Source organism: Undibacterium sp. 14-3-2, assembly GCF_016595265.1.
Taxonomy (GTDB): Bacteria; Pseudomonadota; Gammaproteobacteria; order Burkholderiales; family Burkholderiaceae_D; genus Undibacterium; species Undibacterium aquatile.
Genome location: NZ_JAENGS010000001.1, coordinates 430060 through 446538, shown reverse-complemented (window position 1 = coordinate 446538; position 16479 = coordinate 430060). Strand labels below are relative to the sequence as shown.

At 51.5% G+C, this 16479-nt stretch carries 15 protein-coding genes; 4 read left to right on the top strand and 11 right to left on the bottom strand.

Annotated elements, in window-relative coordinates:
- Positions 1–15: 15 nt before the first annotated feature.
- From Undi14_RS01995 to Undi14_RS01970, 6 genes are all read right to left on the bottom strand, one after another.
- The gene (locus tag Undi14_RS01995) at positions 16–849 is read right to left on the bottom strand and encodes a hypothetical protein (RefSeq protein ID WP_200177737.1); all 834 of its coding nucleotides are present in this window, start codon (positions 847–849) and stop codon (positions 16–18) included.
- Positions 850–1341: 492 nt separating this feature from the next.
- A complete protein-coding gene (locus Undi14_RS01990; RefSeq protein WP_200177736.1) occupies positions 1342–1926 on the bottom strand; it encodes a transglutaminase family protein in 585 nt (194 codons plus the stop codon).
- A gap of 211 nt (positions 1927–2137) precedes the next feature.
- Entirely contained in the window at positions 2138–2386 is a 249-nt protein-coding gene (locus Undi14_RS01985) for a hypothetical protein (protein WP_200177735.1), read from the bottom strand.
- A gap of 145 nt (positions 2387–2531) precedes the next feature.
- A complete protein-coding gene (locus Undi14_RS01980) occupies positions 2532–2996 on the bottom strand; it encodes an RDD family protein (RefSeq protein ID WP_200177734.1) in 465 nt (154 codons plus the stop codon).
- 315 nt (positions 2997–3311) lie between these two features.
- Positions 3312–3806 (bottom strand): GNAT family N-acetyltransferase, encoded by a 495-nt coding sequence (locus tag Undi14_RS01975; protein WP_200177733.1) that lies wholly within the window; start codon positions 3804–3806, stop codon positions 3312–3314.
- Positions 3807–3992: 186 nt separating this feature from the next.
- Positions 3993–5222, bottom strand: a complete 1230-nt coding sequence (locus Undi14_RS01970; RefSeq protein WP_200177732.1) for a YbfB/YjiJ family MFS transporter — start codon at positions 5220–5222, stop codon at positions 3993–3995.
- 64 nt (positions 5223–5286) lie between these two features.
- Here Undi14_RS01970 and Undi14_RS01965 point away from each other — a divergent pair, with 64 nt between their 5' ends.
- Positions 5287–6153: a LysR family transcriptional regulator gene (locus Undi14_RS01965; RefSeq protein WP_200177731.1), complete on the top strand. Its 867-nt coding sequence runs from the start codon at positions 5287–5289 to the stop codon at positions 6151–6153.
- A 76-nt stretch (positions 6154–6229) separates the two neighbouring features.
- Here the strand turns inward: Undi14_RS01965 and Undi14_RS01960 are convergent, their stop codons facing one another.
- The 3 genes from Undi14_RS01960 to Undi14_RS01950 form a co-directional block, all read right to left on the bottom strand.
- On the bottom strand, positions 6230–6607 hold the full coding sequence (locus tag Undi14_RS01960; protein WP_200178173.1) for a DUF779 domain-containing protein: 378 nt from the start codon (positions 6605–6607) through the stop codon (positions 6230–6232).
- A gap of 105 nt (positions 6608–6712) precedes the next feature.
- Positions 6713–7864: an iron-containing alcohol dehydrogenase gene (locus tag Undi14_RS01955; RefSeq protein WP_200177730.1), complete on the bottom strand. Its 1152-nt coding sequence runs from the start codon at positions 7862–7864 to the stop codon at positions 6713–6715.
- Between the two features lie 230 nt (positions 7865–8094).
- Positions 8095–9615 carry an aldehyde dehydrogenase family protein gene (locus Undi14_RS01950; protein WP_190477003.1) on the bottom strand — a complete coding sequence of 507 codons (1521 nt, stop codon included), beginning with the start codon at positions 9613–9615 and terminating at the stop codon, positions 8095–8097.
- Between the two features lie 344 nt (positions 9616–9959).
- Here Undi14_RS01950 and Undi14_RS01945 point away from each other — a divergent pair, with 344 nt between their 5' ends.
- On the top strand, positions 9960–11891 hold the full coding sequence (locus tag Undi14_RS01945; protein WP_200177729.1) for a sigma-54-dependent Fis family transcriptional regulator: 1932 nt from the start codon (positions 9960–9962) through the stop codon (positions 11889–11891).
- Positions 11892–11993: 102 nt separating this feature from the next.
- Here Undi14_RS01945 and Undi14_RS01940 read toward each other — a convergent pair whose 3' ends face one another.
- Complete coding sequence (locus tag Undi14_RS01940; protein WP_200177728.1) at positions 11994–13970, bottom strand: autotransporter-associated beta strand repeat-containing protein; 1977 nt, start codon at positions 13968–13970, stop codon at positions 11994–11996.
- Between the two features lie 218 nt (positions 13971–14188).
- On the opposite strand from Undi14_RS01940, the gene Undi14_RS01935 reads away from it, so the two are divergent.
- Both Undi14_RS01935 and Undi14_RS01930 read left to right on the top strand, forming a co-directional pair.
- Complete coding sequence (locus Undi14_RS01935) at positions 14189–14476, top strand: metal/formaldehyde-sensitive transcriptional repressor (protein ID WP_200177727.1); 288 nt, start codon at positions 14189–14191, stop codon at positions 14474–14476.
- Positions 14477–14486: 10 nt separating this feature from the next.
- A complete protein-coding gene (locus Undi14_RS01930) occupies positions 14487–15578 on the top strand; it encodes a nickel/cobalt efflux protein RcnA (protein ID WP_200177726.1) in 1092 nt (363 codons plus the stop codon).
- 64 nt (positions 15579–15642) lie between these two features.
- On the opposite strand, the gene Undi14_RS01925 is transcribed toward Undi14_RS01930, so the two are convergent.
- A complete protein-coding gene (locus Undi14_RS01925; protein ID WP_200177725.1) occupies positions 15643–16389 on the bottom strand; it encodes a TorF family putative porin in 747 nt (248 codons plus the stop codon).
- Between the last annotated feature and the right edge of the window lie 90 nt (positions 16390–16479).

Below are 16479 nucleotides of genomic sequence, written 5' to 3'. Positions count from 1 at the left end.
GCCTCGAACGCATGGTTAGCGAACATTGAGTTCAATGAGCGGTCCTCGCATTAGCTGACCAGACCCCGACCCAAAGCGACGGGGAACAGTTTCCGATTCAAGGCATTTCGTCCAGAGTGCCTGCGCCTGCTCTTCGGAGACCTGTTCGGTTGCAGTAGCGAACTCGACAAATCGCTTTATCAGCATGGCAATGACAGCATACGAAAATGAGACAACGTGTGGTAGCACGTAGTCTAGGTCTAAGCGACGGAAGCCGTCGTAAGCGAGCTTATCCTCCGAAGCAAGGATGTAGCTCATGAGCAATGCTCGATAGGTTCGATGGGTGTACTTGCTGAAGTCACTGTAGGCGGATCGTAGGCGCTCAAACTGTTCGTTCCCGTGCTGGGATTTAATGAATTCTCGAAAAACTCGGTGGGGTATGACCTCGTTCTCGTACCACTTAGCAAGATTAGCCTGTGCCTTCTCTCCGCCGTGGAAGAAGTAGAACGACGCATCCATTGTTTCGATGAAATCCCGGAATAGCCGCGAGACCAAACGATGCCGCTTATCGTTGGTAAGAGCCAATGCATCTGTCAAAGCACCGAGCGCGTCAACTTGCAACATCCACACTGCCTTTGCAACAGTCTTTTCGTCGCGAGCAAAGGCCCGATCCAATTGCGCGTAGTGCGCCTTTAGCTCACCAAGTACGGCATTGGCTTCGCGCGCAAACTGTTCCTGCCCTCCGTATTCATATGGTTCGGAGAACGCTTCGGCTGACTGTCGATCCCACACAAAGCTTGGCATAACCTGTTCGCTAACTTGTTTTAAAGTGCAAAATGGCAAAATATCAGATGAATAAAAAATAAGCAACGAGTTCCAATGCGTCGCATGTCCTTATCTGGTATCAGCTTTTTCGTTATACCGATGAAGTACACAGTATGTCCGCCATGAACGCGCATCCCCCTCAATTCCTCGATGAAGTCCGGCATAGCTTGCCGTGCCAGTAAGATGTCCTAGCCACTGAAAAACGGTAACTACATTGAGGCTGGATTGGTTTGCTTTGTTCTGGTCTGCGTCAACTACCGTAAATAGGAAAGGCTTGAATGGCGGGAGCGAGGGTTTGGATGGCGCTGCGGATTTGCATTTCCTACTGTGTGGCTAACCGCACGCAAATCACCGTTCTGAAACAATCATTTAGGCAAAAATCAGGGAGTATGTGCCAAAAACACCTTATTCTCAGCATAAAACAAGGGCGTTTAAAAATACTCCCCCCAGTATATTTAGCCCTTCGACAGACAAAATTTGAGGTAAACGACGCAGTTGGCGCGGCTCACGCTATCTGCGCCCTGCGCTTTTTGTAGTTCAGGCGAACAGTTCGACATCGGGCAGATTTGCCAGCACCTGGTCGTAAGTATCGTAGCTTCGCAGCGCGGTAACGACGACGGGTAAAGGCTCGCTCCAGACTTCGGGCAGATCGCGTTCATGCGGTGCGAGGATGGGAAATGCGAGCGCTTCCTGCGGCGGATGAAACTCTGCTGCTACGCCGGGTTTGTTGCCGCGCGCATCAATCCTGTACCAGCCATGTTCCGGCAGATAAACGGCGTTGAGGCCGTGCAGGCAATACGGCGCGCCGTCGCCGGTGACGGACAAGCGTTGATAGCACAGCCCGGTCGGAATGCCGTTCGCGCGCAGCAGCGCAGCGAGCAAGTGGCTCTTGGCGTAGCAGTAACCGGTGCCGTGCAGCAGCACGTCAGACGCTTTGCAAGTCACTGGGTTGAGCTTGTAATCGGAGCTGTGTTTGATCTGATCGCGCACAAAATGAAAGATGTGCCGTATCAGTTCATGCGTGTTAGTCGCGCCAGCGGATGCCGCGAGTTCCTGCGCTTTTTGCCGGATGGTGGGATGGTCAAGATCAATGTATTCGCTTGCGGATAAAAATTGCTTCATAAAAAATTCTGATGAAATGAGGAGTGTGCCGCACCACAAAATACACGATCAAGGTGCCACGAATTTTTAGATTATCACTGATAATGTTCGGCAGGCAGTGCGAGCCTCAATCGCGATGCAGGTCTGCGGAATAGTGAACATTGATTACCGGCCGGTTGCGCATTCTGCGACACGCGCTTTTGCCTGCCCCGCGCAGCGCCAGTAGCAAACGCTAACGCGAGCCCCAACGCCAGCGTGGTGGCTCACCTTTGAGCAGACAAACTGCGATCAGCGCGGCGCAGATGATTCCGAGGTAGAGATTAAATATCAATTGCCCCTGCGTTGGCAGCAAGACGACAGCACCGGCCACTACCAGCAAAAGGAAGACAAACAACACCAGCCAACCTTGCCACACGTTGGGAATACCCCAGCCCCAGCCATAACGCTTTGCGGGAAACCAGTATTTCTTTTCGACTGACATAGTGCCTCCTTGTAAGTGTGTTGCTTACTGAAGTGTAGCATCCGGGCGGCAGCGCTGAACGCGCACAAATGAGAAAACATACACGGCATCGTCTCGCTTCAACATCAGATGCCCGAAGCCACAGCAGGTCTGGTGCAATGATGGATCAGGCTTTGGGAAACCGAACCGGTTCCGGGCCACGTTTTTTTGCTCTGACCACAACTGTGCGTGCCAGCTTATCGTGCCATCCTTGTTTTTTTCTGTCCAAACCGACCCAGATCAAACCAAGGCCCATTGGAATTATCGAAATAAAATAGGCTAAGTATCGTCCCAGGCTTTGAGCAATTGAGAGGCTCTTGCCGGAGTCCGCGTCCAAAATGCGTAAAGATAATGCTGACTTACCCGGAGTGGCTTGCTTTTGCGACCAAAACCAAATGGCTGCAACAACCGGAAAAATCCACGTGATCAAGAGATCTGCCGGTCCCGCCACAATCTTTTCAAAACCGAGATATTCCCAACCGTATATTGAAATAAGAATTGGATATGAAATAACCATTAGCAGCAAAGTATCGATAACGGTAGCACCTACGCGTACCCAAAACCCAGCATATTCAACATCTAATTCGTCCATCGATAACCCCTCTGTTCAGAAGCCTGACTTGATTTAATTTGACAAAAACGAAGATTAACTCGAAGTGTCAAAAAAGACAATTTTCAACATGCCATTAAAACAAACTGCAACAACAGAAAAATTACCGCTCAAAAATCTTAATTTTGATAAAAATCGGGGAGTATGTGCCAAAAACACCTTATTCTCAGCATAAAACAAGGGGTTTTAAATATACACCCCCCAGTATATTCAGCCCTTCCACGGGCTAAAATTGAGCCAACTGGTACGCTCTGAGCGCGCCTGGCAACAGGTATGATTTGCGTGAAATGCGGTTTATCAGGTATTTTTTTCTGTCCACATGGCGTTGATGATCGCCCAGCGTTCATGGTCTTTCCACTCCAGCCCGCCGATTCTCAAATAGTTTTTAGAAAATCCTTCTTTCACAAAACCGGCGTTTGACACGAGGCGGATGGATGCCAGATTTTCTGGTTGTATGTTGGCTTCGAGCCGATGCAGATGCAATTCTTCGAACGCTTCTTTCAGGAGCAGTGCCATGCCCTTGCGCATGTAGCCTTTCCCCTGATGAGGGTGAAAAACTTCGTAGCCTAAATACGCCGATTGAAAATAGCCGCGCACGATGCCGGAGATATGGAAGGTGCCGAGAATATTGCCGTTCGTCGCTGAGCAAACAAAATACCGGTTTTCCTGGCTGATATAGACCTCGTAATCGCGCGGCGCATAAGTCCACGGCTGATGAAATGAAGTGCTTTGTTCGTATAATTTTTTGACTTCAGCAATATCACTGAATTCTGGTTTTCTTAAAATGACCATTTTTTTCTCGTTGCGGTGATGTCTTCAGAGATGCGATGCGCAGCGCCATCTGCATCAGTAAATGCGAATAAGTGCCGCGCGAATGCAGTTCGCAGTTTATTCGCTTTCATTTTAACTTTCACCTGCAAGTCGCCAGGAATTTTGCAGGGTCGAGCAATTTTCCAGTGTTATCGAACCGTATTACCGTCAAAGACGTTGAGCCGATTCAGCTCTGCGCCATAAGTAAATGGCGCTTGCCATCAGGCAGGCGGTTGCAAGTTGCAATGCGTAGCGGAGTGCGCTTGCGTGATCGGCGGAAAATGCATCCATCAGAGCCACGACGACGGGACCGAGCAATTGACCAAACGCGAAGCTGGCGGTCATGCGTGCCAGGACGGCGGTCGGGTTAGTTGCGGCGCGCGCCCGCGCTTCCTGCATCCCCAGCATGGTGATGACCATGAAATTTCCGCCGACGAACAAGGCGGCCAGGACGATACTGGTCATCGAAAGCCAGATGCAGGGCAATATCACGCCGACCGCCATCAGCGCATGAGACGTTGCCCACACATGCAGGCGATTGCATTTGCCGAGCACGCCTGCAACGATCAGGGTCGATGCGGCAGCCGCCATGCCGAATGCGGGCCATGCCCAGCCGAATATCTGCGGGTCATCCAGCAATTGTCTTGCCTGTGCTGGCAGATACGTCGCCGGCAGGATGTAGCCGAAACCAAACATGCCGTAACAGATAATCAGCCCCGTCACACCGGGTGCTGAAGTTAATGCTGATTCTGATGCTGATACTTGCGCGGCATTCACAGGTGTAGCGACGCTGTTTGCAACTGGCGGTAAAGGAAAATAAAAGCCGACGATCAGTGGCAATAGGGCGACCAGTGACGCCAGACAAGCTAAGACTATCCACATCGCACTGGCAGGCATTTTTTCTGCCGCCCACAAACAAAAAATACCCGCCGCGACGATACCCAACCCAACGCCAGCATAGATAAGACCCGTCAGTCGGGGCCTGGCCAGATTCGCCATCCAGCCCAGACCCCACGCGCTGGTGGCAATCAAGGCCCATGCACTGAAGACACCGGCCAGAAAACGCAAGATCAGCCAGGCCCACTCAGACGATGTGATGCCTATCGCAGCGGTGACGATCACGATGTAAATCAGACTGACTGCCAGCAAATTGGCAGGCGACAAGCGCACCCGGCTGGCACAGAGCGCGCCGATCAGATAGCCCAGATAATTACTGGCGGCCAGCCAAGCACCTGCATCGCTGCGCAACACACCATCCCGCAGCATCAATGGAAACAGGGGCGTGAACGCAAAACGACCAATTCCCATCGCCAACGCTAAGGACAACATGGCCGCGATAGCGATGATGATGGCGAAGTGTTGCGGACGTGTAGCAGGATGCAATGCGGGTGTATTCATCCATTCATTAAAATGGAAATCTGCTTCACTGACAAATGAATTATTCTGGATTAAGATTCTCTTTATGAGAACAATAGATTTAGAGTCACTGCTGATATTCCGAACCGTGGTTGAAGAAGGCGGTGTCGTGCGCGCGGCAAGCAAGTTGCATCGTGTGCCTTCGAATGTCACTACACGCATACGGCAACTGGAAGAATACCTGGCCGTTCAACTCTTCCGACGCGAAGGCCGTACGCTGGCGTTGACGACGGAAGGACACACACTGCTGAACTACGCGCACCGATTGCTGCGTCTGGCAGACGAAGCGGTAAACGAAATGCAGACCGGAAAGCCGCAAGGTACATTCCGCCTTGGCTCTCTGGAAAGCACCGCGGGCAGCCGTTTAGCGCCGATACTGTCGCACTATCACGAGCAACATCCGGATGTGATTGTCGAACTGATGACAGGCACCACCGCCGCGCTCATCAAGCGCGTCACGCAGTTTGAGATCGAAGCAGCATTTGTTTCTGAACCATACACAGCGCCGGAACTGGAATCGATTCCCATCTTTCAGGAAAAACTGGTGTTGATCACTTCCAACAAAATCAGCCGCTTGCACAGCCCCAGTGATCTGGGCGGCAGCACCATGATTGCATTTGCGCAGGGCTGTTCGTATCGCCAATGTCTGGAAAACTGGTTAAGCCATCACAATGTGATTCCGCAACGTGTGCTGGAATTTGCTTCCTATCAGGGAATGATCGCCTGCGTTGCCGCCGGAACCGGATTTGCCATCGTGCCGGTATCGGTCTTGAGCGCTTTGCAGGCGAATGAAAAAGTCAATCAGCATGCATTACCAAAACAGGTGTCGTCGAACAAAACGCATCTGGTCTGGCGGGGGCAGGCATCGTCAGCATTAACGGCATTCATCAAAATGCTGAAGACAAAAAAATGAAGCCACAACTGGTCTGCTTCACATCTTAAAATATCCGACAGGCTGATCGCCTTACTAAAATTAAAACAGGAAAAATTCAGGCCAGATCGTGCGCCACCTGGTCTGCGATCTGCGCCCATTCTGCATCGGTGAACAAACGCGAACGGGTGTGAAACGCCTTGCCAGTTGCGCCTTCCAGTGAAAACGTGCCGCCGTGGCCGTCGATCACATCCAGAATCAGCTGGGTGTGTTTCCAGTAATCGTATTGCAGCTTGCCTATGTAAAACGGCACGCCGCCGACCTCGCCTAATTTGATGTCGTAAGGGCCGATCGTCAGGTCGGTGGGCAGATAGCAATTGGCGGCGCTGTTATCGCAGCAGCCGCCGGACTGGTGAAACATAATGCTGCCATGTTCTGCCTGCAATTGCTGTATGAGTTCCAGCGCTGCGGGTGTGGCGGTGACTCGCTCAACCATAATCGCCCCTCCAAAACCGTCCATCTCTATTTTTTAGAGATAGGCAGTGGTTTGTGATGCATTGGGCATGGCGGTTTTGTCCGCCACCCTTGTTCCAATCAATTTTTATGAGCGTTTGCCGTAAGCCGACGCAAATATACCCACAATCTCATCATGAGATGCTTGAATCGGATTGGTTAAACCGCACACATCTCTGAGCGCGTTTTGTGCCAAGACGTCAAAATCCTCTTGCTTCACACCCAACTCTTCGAGCGATTTTGGAATGCCCACGATATCTGCTAATTTTTTAATCGCTTCAATGACGCCCAAACCTGCCAAATCTGGATTGCTGGCATTCAAAATGCCGCCAATTTGATTTAAGCGCTCTTGTGCGGCACGCAAGTTAAACGTTTCCACATGTGGCAAAAGGAGTGCATTGCACACACCGTGCGGTAGATTATAAAAGCCGCCCAATTGGTGCGCCATCGCATGAACGTAACCTAACGACGCATTGTTAAATGCCATACCCGCTAAAAACTGCGCATAGGCCATTTGCTCGCGTGCTTCCTGATTTTTAGGTTCTTTGACCGCAGTTGGCAAATAGCGCCCGATTAACTCTATGGCCTTGACTGCGCAAGCATCAGTCAGGGGAGTGGCAATCGTTGAAACATACGCTTCAACCGCATGTGTCAGTGCATCCATCCCCGTGGCCGCAGTCAAGCCAGCGGGCATCGCCTCCATCAAACCTGAATCGTTGATGGATAAAAATGGCGTCACGTGGCTGTCGACTATCGCCATTTTAACGTGCCGGGTTTCATCCGTGATAATGGTAAAGCGCGTCATTTCAGACGCGGTTCCAGCCGTTGTATTCACGGCAATGAGCGTCATTTGTGGCACTTTGGATTTATCTAAGCCCTCGTAATCCTCAATTTTCCCGCCATTGCTCGCAACCAGCGCAATGCCTTTGGCACAGTCATGCGATGAGCCACCACCCAAAGAGATGATGAAATCGGCTTGCGCGGTTTTGAGTTTTTCCAGGCCGGAATTGACGTTACCAACGGTTGGATTGGGTTGCACGCCATCGAATACGTCTGCCGAAATACCTTGGGCAGCTAGCTTATCGGCGACGGTTTTTGCTAAACCCATTTTTGATAAAGCACCGTCCGTGACGATTAAGGCTTTTTTATAGCCCATTTGTCCTATTTGATTAATTCCCTCATCTAAAGCACCTAAACCAAGAATGTTTTTACCTGGCATAAAAAATTGTGAAACGCCCATAACGATTTCCTTAATATTTTTAAATTAGAACTTACGTAAATTTGTCGCGGCAAGGTATGGCGACGAAGACAGTACGCACATGACAAATAGTACAAACAGTACGGAAGGGAGTAATAACGCAGCCGTGACAATTTTGCGTAAGTCCTGCAAATATTCAATCAACACCAAGGGGCACTATGGACAGGTGACGAGTCACCCGTCCAAATCAGAGACTTAACTCCCCATGGAAATTAAAAGAAGCCGAGTTTATTCTCACTGTAGCTGACCAGCAGATTTTTGGTTTGCTGGTAATGATCGAGCATCATTTTGTGAGTTTCACGTCCGATACCGGATTCTTTATAGCCACCGAATGCCGCATGCGCTGGGTAAGCGTGGTAGCAGTTAGTCCAGACGCGACCCGCTTTGATGGCGCGCCCCATGCGGTAAGCGACATTACCATTGCGGCTCCATACACCGGCACCCAGACCATACAGCGTGTCGTTGGCCAACGCCAAGGCTTCAGCTTCGTCTTTGAAGGTGGTCACTGCCAGCACAGGGCCGAAAATTTCTTCCTGGAAGATGCGCATTTTGTTGTGGCCTTTGAACAGCGTCGGCTGCACATAGTAGCCGCCTTCCAGATCGCCACCCAGATGCGCCTGACTACCACCCGCCAGTACTTCGGCACCTTCTTGTTTGCCGAGATCCAGATACGAGAGGATTTTGGTCAGTTGCTCTTTGGATGCCTGCGCACCCATCATGCTGTCGGTATCCAGCGGATTTTTATGCTGAATCGCGGCAACACGTTTCAAGACACGTTCCATGAATTTGTCGTAGATCGATTCCTGTATCAGTGCACGCGATGGGCAGGTGCAAACTTCACCCTGATTGAAGGCAAACAAGACCAGACCTTCGATGGCTTTATCGAGAAATTCGTCGTCTTTGTCCATGATGTCGGCAAAGAAGACGTTTGGCGATTTACCACCCAGTTCCAGTGTTGCAGGAATCAGATTGTTGGCTGCTGCCTGCGCAATCACGCGACCTGTGCTGGTCGAACCGGTGAACGCAATCTTGGCGATACGCTTGCTGGTCGCCAGTGGCATACCGGCTTCGCGCCCGAAACCGTTAACGATATTGAGCACGCCGGGTGGCAACAGATCGGCAATCAGATCCATCAAAATCAGAATCGAGATCGGTGTGGATTCGGCTGGTTTGAGCACGACGCAATTACCTGCGCCCAGCGCCGGAGCCAGTTTCCATGCTGCCATCAGAATCGGGAAATTCCACGGAATGATTTGCCCGACCACGCCGAGCGGCTCCTGAATATGATAGGCGACGGTGGTTTCATCGATATTCGACAAAGCACCTTCCTGCGCACGCACGCAACCGGCAAAATAACGGAAGTGATCGGCGGTCAGTGGAATATCGGCATTCAGCGTTTCGCGAATCGCTTTGCCGTTATCGACGGTTTCGGCATAGGCCAGCAATTCCAGATTCGCCTCAACACGGTCAGCAATTTTCAGCAGGATATTGGAGCGTGTGGCGGCATCGGTCTTGCCCCATGCATCGGCTGCAGCATGTGCTGCGTCCAGCGCCAGCTCGATATCTTCGGCTGTTGAGCGCGCTGCCTGTGTATAGACTTTGCCGTTGATCGGGGTAATGACATCAAAATACTCACCTTTCACAGGCGCTGTCCATTTGCCGCCGATGAAGTTGTCGTAACGGGATTTATATTGGATTTTGGCGCCTGCAGCACCTGGGGCTTCATAGATCAAGGTTGTCTCCTTCAGTTAGTTGTTATTGACAGTCACAAAGTTTTTTTGCGCTGGTCAGCGCCACTATTCGCAAAAGCCATGCCAACCGCGGATGGCAAGATAATCTGACCTGCTTTCCCTTCTGGCGTCGTCTGTAGGGAAGCAATGACGACGGCTATACATGCACTTTTGCCGACGGATTCCTGCTAAGATAGTTGTCAACTGTCCGCTGATGCCTGTGACACCTGACACAAAATGAGACAGGTATAACAGTGGCAAAAACAGCAGTAAATGCAGCAGCAAACACAGCTACAAACACAGCACTAAACACAGCGGCAACTACCGATGCCGCAGGAGACAAGTTCATGCGCAACCACGCCATTCTGCCCTCATCCCATCTGAAGCAGGCCCGTTTGCAACTGGTCGAATATGGCATAGCTCCGGCCCCGGGCATTGATGATCGCATTGCCGAATCCTGGCAGCGCAGCTTGTCGGCGGGGCTTTTCCCGGTAGGACGGGTCGAATGCGAAGACAATTTAAGCAGCAGCAATTTACAACATGCCCGCCACTTCAATCATGAGCTGATCAGCCATTCAGAACCGGTGATCGAATATCTGTTCGAACAGGTACGGCACAGCCATAGCATGGTGATACTGGCCGATGCGCAAGGTGTACTGATGCATACGCTGGGCGATCTGGATTTTCTGAGTAAGGCTGAGTGTGTGGCATTGAAATGCGGTGCCACCTGGGCGGAAAACCAGCGCGGAACGAATGCGATTGGCACGGCCGTGGCAGAGGCGAACGAAATCGAGATTCACGGCGCGGAACATTATCTTGAGCATAATGAATTTCTGACCTGCGCTGCGGCCCCCATCTTGTCCGCACAAGGTAAGCTGATGGGAATACTGGACATCTCCGGCGACCATCGCAGCCGCCATCCACATACGCTGGGTCTGGTCTCTACAGCGGCGCAAATGATAGAAAACAGCATGGTACTGAGCGCTTGTCAGCATCAGATTATCGTGCAATTGCATCCGCGCGCCGAAGGTTTGGGCTCGGTAGCGCAAAGTGTGCTGGCATTCTCAGAAGATGGCTGGCTGACTGGCGCGAATCGTAAAGGGCTGGCATTACTAAAATTGCAGTACAAAGACATCGCGGCAACCTGCTGGTCGGATTTATTCGAGACAGAATTTCAACAGATACTGTCATTTCACCAGCGCGCAGTGATACGGCCTGAAACGCTGCGAACCAAAGATGGCGGCATGTTGTTTGCACAGGTACATAGTCACAGCCTGGCGCGGCAAGCACTAAGCGCCAATACAAAAGCCGCTCCGGCAACACCCATATCCCCGGCGACGAATGAAGATGCCCAGTGGCTGGCCGCAAGCGAGCGAGCACGCAAGGTCATCGACAAGGCGATTCCTTTACTGGTGACCGGCGAATCGGGGGTTGGTAAAGAATTGTTTGCACAGGCAACACACCGGGCATCACTGCGCCGGAATAAGCCGTTTGTCGCGGTGAATTGTGCAGCGATTCCAGAACATCTGATCGAAGCTGAATTATTCGGTTACGTCGCAGGCGCATTCACTGGCGCGACAAAACAAGGTGCACAAGGACGTTTGCGCGAAGCGCAGGGCGGCACTTTATTTCTGGATGAAATCGGCGACATGCCTTTAGGCTTACAAACACGATTGCTGCGGGTGTTACAGGAACGTCAGGTTACACCGCTGGGAAGCAGCACGCCGATGGCGGTGGATTTCAATTTAATTTGCGCCACGCATCAGAATTTAAAAAACAGCATCACTGCTGGCCGTTTCCGCGAAGATCTGTTTTATCGCATCAATGGTTTAAACGTCTGCCTGCCTGCGTTACGGGCGCGGACGGATTTTGAGTTTTTATGCGGAAGACTATTGCAAGAATTTGCACCGGACAGCGATCTGCACATTGCACCTGATCTGCTGGCGGCGATGAAAACCTTTCACTGGCCCGGCAATCTGCGTCAACTCAGCCACGTGCTGCGCGCTGCGGTGGCTTTACGGGATGATGACCAACACTGCATCAGTTGGGAACATCTGGCAGACGATTTGGTCGCAGAGTTACAGACGCCGACTGCTCAGAAAGCCGCTGCGACAATCGTCAGCGACAACGCTGGTGAGCCACAAGAACTCAGCTTGCATGCACGTTCGATGAAAGCGATCCGACAGGCGCTTACTAATGCGAATGGCAATGTCTCGGCAGCGGCACGTGAATTAGGTATCAGTCGGCAAACGCTGTACCGCAAGCTGCAAGAAACTTAATCCGTCAGACAATTCCGGCAAATTCTTTTTCTGACGAGGCATAAAAAAACACTGGCTCACAAGCCAGTGTTTTTTTTCGCTATCAGTCTTATTACTATCCACTCAGGCGTCTAAGCGGATAGTGACGGAATCTGCATTGTAAGTGACCGTCGCTTTAGGAAAGCCATCGACCGTCACGGTAGCGAATTTACCACCGACCGATTTGGCGTTCAGTACCGTCAAAACGGTTCCGGCAGCAGGTTTGTAATCGGCTGCAAATTTCAGATTCAGACTGGCCGCACCGTCAATCGCGACCGCACCTGCGACCTGAATTTTTCCGAGGTTACTGCTGTTGGCGACGATTTCCAGCGCGCTGCCAGTGAGTTGCGTGTAGTTTGCCAGCAGTTGCAAAGGCAATTTGCTGTTATGCACCAGCTTGCCGCCATTCAGATAAACGTCACCTTTACCAAATGCCTGATTGCTGTCTGCTGCCAGCGTGCCTGCGCTGATAATCGTGCCGCCGCTGTAGCTGTTATTGCCGCTCAGGCGCAGAATACCTGTGCCCAGCTTCGTCAGGCGTCCAATACCGCTGATGTCATTTCTCCAGCTATCCTGTGCAAAAAAGCCACCTTTCGTTGCATCCATCGTGACGCTCACATCGCCGTTGAATGCAGCGTAAGCATCCGCCGCCGCGAACAGATTCAAGCGGCCCCAGCCTTCTTCATCATCCAGAATCGGATAGCCGGATGGCAATGCGGTGGTTTTCAGCACAACGCGACGCTGATTTGCATCGAGATACGGCAAACGCGTTTCCAGTAATATTTCCGCCCCTTTTGGCACAACAGCTGGTTTGCTGGTGTCGCCAATCGCTGGCAAGCCAAAAGTCAGACGACGCAGATAATTTGCCTTATTGATCTGGTAGTCAGCAAACCGGTCGTTCGCCGCCGTGCCGCTATGCGCATAGATCTGCAAAGCGGCAGCATCACTCAGTTTCAGGGCGGTTTGCAAGCCGGATTGTGCCTGTTGATATGCCTGCATTTTCAGATCATTCTTAGCATTCGCACCAGTGGCAATACTCGCTGTCGCCACGGCCTGCGCCTGCACGCGGCCACTGATCACATCGAGCGGAGAGTGCATACCAGCGAGGATACGGTTTTCACCGAGTTCCAGACCCCGCGCCAGCATTTCCTGATAGCGTTGCGGCACCAGATACGCCATCGCAATCGCTTTGCGCACCGCTTCTGCAGAGTGGCCGCTGATATAACCGCCATCGGTTGCCGGGGTGGTGCTTTTCGCTGGTTCCAGCGCCGCGACAACCTTGACATTGCTGTTCCAGCGCCATGGACGGGCATATTTGAAGAAACGTTTGGCAGGTTCGGTAGAGCCATTTTCACCGATGTTATTGATGAAATCGACCGCGAGACCAAAACTGGTGTTGGTACTGCTGCCGACGCCGGTATCATTACCTTTATCGTCATAGCGCACAGTCGTCGCATCCGCCGCGATGTCGGTGATGGTGGTGGTTTGTTGCGCACTGCTACGCCATGCCTGCGTCAACGGCCCCATACCATCGCTGATACTGTACCCCTTGTTGCGGCGATCATCCAGATAGGCGGCGAGTTCCTGCTCAGGCGTACGCGCTTTGCTTGCATCGACTACATACTGAATATTGGCGTTGTGTATCGTCGTGTTGAGCACTTTGCCATCGGTCGCATCACCTGGAATACCAGTCCAATCCGATGCTGTCACTGCCGGAAAACTGCCATTCGCTGCTGCCGGAGAACCCGCATCCACCAACAGACTGCGCGGTTGCCAGAGTTGCAGAAAGCCCGCAACGACGCGCACACCGGCGTTGGTCTGCAAGGTCGCATAGCGTGCATCGCCGCGTTGATTGGTATAAGCAAAGTCAACGTATGGAAGCACTTTACTTTCGTCAGCAACCGGCGCGCTATCGGTAACACCAGAACCTTTAGGTGCATCCGGAATAACTAACGGCGCCGTCGCCACGACTGAATCGGAAGATCCGCCACAAGCGACAAACATGAAGGCAGAAATCAGAACGGCGGAAATCGTACGTAGCGGAAATGAGGTTTTTATCATTTTCTATACACAGTGAGATGAATGGGTCGGCCGAATCAACGAACAGAACAAGTCGAATACGGGCGCTCACTATAAGGGCGGCGTATGTCATCTCTGTGACACCGTTCATTCAATGAAGACTACGACGAAAAATAACTCACCGATTCAGGCGTAAGACTTATTTTTTAAGTATTTACTGAATGAGATATAGTATCCCCCCCTACCCTATTTTATTTAACATGAGCCATACGATTAAAGATAAGCAAAAGCTACTGAACCGGGTGCGTCGTATCCGTGGCCAGCTCGATAGCATAGAGCGGGCACTGGAGGAGGAAAAAGGCTGCATGGAAATCCTGCATCAGATCACCAGCTGTCGCGGCGCGATGAATGGCTTACTCGCAACGGTACTTGAAGACCACATACGCACGCATCTGATCGATGCGCCGCATGACAGCACTGAACACAATGAAGAACATACCGATGCACGCGAACAGCTGATTGATGTGGTGAAAAGCTACTTAAAATAAAGCGCTCAATATGATTGAATTCTCAACTCTGCTACAACAGGGCGCAACGAATGCGTGGCTGTTTATTCCCAGCGCCATCCTACTTGGCGCTTTGCACGGACTGGAACCCGGCCATTCAAAAACCATGATGGCGGCATTTATCATCGCCGTGCGCGGTACACTGACACAGGCTGTTTTGCTGGGTTTGTCGGCAACCCTGTCGCATACCGTCGTTGTCTGGATCATCGCACTGGCCGGTATGTATTTCGGCCAGCAATGGAATGCCGAAGCCACTGAACCTTACTTACAGGTTGTGTCTGCAATCCTGATTATCAGCATCGCAGTCTGGATGATGTGGCGTACCTGGCGCGAGCAGCATCATGCTCACGACCATCACCACCACGATGATATGCAAGAGATCGATACGGGGCATGGCGTTATACGACTGGAGATATTTGAGGATGGCGTACCGCCACGGTTTCGTATGTATCAGGACAACCATGCATGGGCAGCAGAACAGCTGACATTGGAAACCGTGCGCAACGAGAAAGACAGCCAAACTTTCAGGTTTGTGCAACGGGAAGGCTTCATAGAATCGGAACAGACGATCCCTGAACCGCATAAATTCTCTGCCCATTTGCACTTAGGTCATGGCAACCACTCGCATGAATATGTCGTGTATTTCAAAGAACATGAACATCATCATGCTGAGTCCGGCGATCTTGATACTGGCAGTGACGAATATCAGGATGCGCATGAACTTGCCCATGCGAACGACATACGCCGTCGCTTCACCAACCGCGAAGTAACGACCGGACAAATTGTCATGTTTGGTTTAACCGGCGGCCTCATTCCCTGCCCGGCATCGATCACGGTCTTGCTGCTCTGCCTGCAACTGAAAAAGGTCGCGCTGGGTGCAACACTGGTACTGAGTTTCAGCATTGGCCTGGCGCTGACCATGGTCATGTCTGGCGTGTTGGCCGCATTGAGCATCAAACACATCTCGAAACGCTGGAGCGGTTTCGGCACATTTGCCCGCAGAGCGCCGTATTTATCCGGCGCTCTGATTTTACTGGTTGGTTTCTATCTGGCTTATGAGGGCTTGCATAGCTTACTGAAATAAGATGAGTAAAGAGCGGCAAGAAAAGCCGCTCCGCTATCAGCGCTGATTGCGCCCTGCCCCAGCATTAAAACGTTTTGCTGATGCTGACGACCAGGGCGGTCTTACCAAGAAACTTCCCGTTTGCAGGCGATGCATAGCTCGTCTCACTGGCATTCGTACCAACCACCGCCACAGCGCCCGTCAAGACACCGAAATCTTTGGTGATGCCGATTTTCCAATCCGTATAGCTGCTGGTACTGTTATTTTTCACCTGTTGACGCCCCGCATGGATGTTCAACGTCAGCCCAGTGGCGACGTCGATGTTGGCACCCAGATCCAGATAGCCACTGTTTTTACTGTCAGCCATACCGAATAAATTGGTGACCGCATGTGAATACTTCACGTAGGCGGGGCCATAAGTCAGTTGCCCGTAAACCTCGGTGGTATTCGCATCCGTGGCCAATCCATTGGAAGGATAAACATAAGTCAGAACACCAATGTCGTAGCTGACGTCTTTGTTTATCTCCCCACGGCGACCAGCATACAAATCCGCTTCAAGATTACCACCGCCGCCAGCATCTTTCGTCCACTTAATGCTGGATAACCATGCACCCGCATACAATCCGCTAGGATTATGAACGTAATCAGCACCGCCTTGCAAAGCTGCTTGCAGACGTGTTTGCGAAATACCGCGATAACGGTAGTCGGAAGTCAGCGCAGCATTAAAACTGACTTCGTTGTCCGGTTTCATTTCAGGTTTGACTTCCTGCGCCTGGACATAAGCCACAAAAAATAAGGTCGGGAAAATTGCTGCAACAAGTATTTTTTTCATAGCACTTCCTTTCATGATAACGACAATGTCGTTCTAATTGATGTTCATCGTTCGCCGCAAATTTCAATTCACCGCGTGACGAAAAACATA